This is a genomic window from Streptosporangium sp. NPDC005286 (assembly GCF_040607515.1).
Taxonomy (GTDB): Bacteria; Actinomycetota; Actinomycetes; order Streptosporangiales; family Streptosporangiaceae; genus Streptosporangium.
Genome location: NZ_JBEXGU010000380.1, coordinates 1 through 2,234 on the forward strand (window position 1 = coordinate 1; position 2,234 = coordinate 2,234).

At 70.2% G+C, this 2,234-nt stretch carries 1 protein-coding gene; it reads left to right on the forward strand.

The features are described 5' to 3' along the window. The coding region (locus ABZU75_RS46235; protein WP_355569898.1) for a beta-ketoacyl synthase N-terminal-like domain-containing protein at positions 1–2,234 on the forward strand (2,234 nt) is incomplete at both ends.

Here is a 2,234-nt window from a genome sequence, read left to right on the forward strand (position 1 = left end):
GCGGCGTTCGTGGTGTTCTCTTCGCTGGCCGGGGTGATGGGCTCGGCTGGGCAGGGCAACTATGCGGCTGCGAACGCGTTCTTGGATGGGCTGGCTCAGTTGCGCCGGGCCGAGGGGTTGCCCGCGCTGTCGCTGGCGTGGGGTGCCTGGGCTCAGGACAGCGGGATGACCGGCACGCTGAGTGATGCCGATATGCGGCGGATTGCCCGGACGGGCATGCCGCCGCTGTCGGTGGAGCAGGGTCTGGCGTTGTTCGAGGCCGCTGTCGCGCTTGAGCATGCGGTGCTGGTTCCGGTCCGGCTGGATCTGCCGTCGATGCGCGGTTATGGCGAGGTGCCGGCACTGTTGCGGGGTCTGGTGCGGGGCGGTCGCCGGTCGGCGGCGTCCGGTTCGGTGGTGGCCGCGACGTTGCTGCAGCGGCTGGCTCCGCTGGGCCTGGCCGAGCGTGTCGAGGTCCTGGTGGATCTGGTGCGTACCGGGGTGGCCATGGTCTTGGGGCATGCCTCGCCGGAGACGGTGGAGGTGCGGCGGGAGTTTCGTGAGCTGGGCTTCGATTCCCTGACCGCGGTGGAGTTGCGTAACCGGCTGAACGGGGTGACCGGGTTGCGGTTGCCGTCCACGCTGGTGTTCGACTACCCGACGCCGGTGGTGCTGGCGGAGTTCCTGCTGGCCGAGCTGTTCGGTGAGGACGCCGACGTGGTCATCCCCGCGTCGGTGGCACCGGTAACGAATGATCCGATCGTGATCGTGGGCATGGCGTGCCGTTATCCGGGTGGGGTCACCTCGCCGGAGGATCTGTGGCGACTGGTCAGTGAGGGCGGAGATGCGATCTCTCCCTTCCCGACGACGCGTGGCTGGAGTCATGGTGCCCTTGAGGGGGGCGTCGACTACGTGGAAGCGGGTGGCTTCCTGCACGAGGCGGGGGAGTTCGATCCGGGGTTCTTCGGGATCTCGCCGCGTGAGGCGCTGGCGATGGATCCGCAGCAGCGGTTGCTGCTGGAGACGTCGTGGGAGGCGATCGAGCGGGCGGGCATGGACCCGGTCTCCTTGCGGGGCAGTCACACGGGTGTGTTCGCCGGGCTGATGTATCACGACTACGGGATGAGCGCCGACCTCCCACCGGAGGCGATGGGCTTCATCAGCACCGGTACGGCGGGCAGCGTCGCGACCGGCCGGGTCTCGTACGCGCTGGGGTTGGAGGGTCCGGCGGTGACGGTGGACACCGCCTGCTCCTCCTCGCTGGTGGCGACACATATGGCGGCGCAGGCGCTGCGGTCGGGTGAGTGCAGCCTGGCGTTGGCCGGTGGTGTGACCGTGATGGCCACCCCGGGGGCGTTCATCGGTTTCAGTGCGCAGGGCGGGTTGGCCGGCGACGGCCGGTGCAAGTCCTACTCCGACGCGGCCGATGGGGTGAGCTGGTCCGAGGGTGTGGGCGTGCTGGTGCTGGAGCGGCTGTCGGACGCTCGGCGTAACGGGCATCGGGTGCTGGCGGTGGTGCGGGGTTCGGCGGTCAATCAGGACGGTGCGTCGAACGGGTTGACCGCGCCGAACGGTCCGTCGCAGCGGCGGGTGATTCGTCAGGCGCTGGCCGTCGCGGGCTTGAACCCCACCGAGGTGGACACGGTCGAGGGCCACGGCACCGGCACCACGCTGGGCGACCCGATCGAGGCGCAGGCCCTGCTGGCCACCTACGGGCAGGACCGGCCGGAGGACCGTCCGCTGCTGCTCGGCTCGATCAAGTCGAACCTCGGTCACACCCAGGCCGCAGCGGGTGTGGCCGGTGTGATCAAGATGGTCATGGCGATGCGGCACGGCGTGCTGCCCAGGACGCTGCACATCGACGAGCCGTCCTCGCACGTGGACTGGTCCTCGGGCGCGGTGAAGTTGCTGACCGAACCGGCCGAGTGGCCGGGGACCGGTCGTCCGCGCCGGGCGGGTGTGTCGTCGTTCGGGATCAGTGGCACCAACGCGCATGTGATCTTGGAGCAGGGGCCGGAGGCCGAGCAGACCGGGCCGGGTGCGGAGGATCGGGGTCCGGCCGCGAGTGTGGTGCCGTGGGTGGTGTCGGCGAAGACCGAAGAGGCGGTGCGGGCGCAGGCCGGGCGACTGCTGGCGCACGTGCGGGCGGCCGGCGAGCTTGACCCGGTGGATGTGGGCTCCTCGCTGGTGGTGTCGCGGTCGGTGTTCGAGCATCGGGCCGTGGTCATCGGAGGCGGTCATGAGGAGCTGCTGGC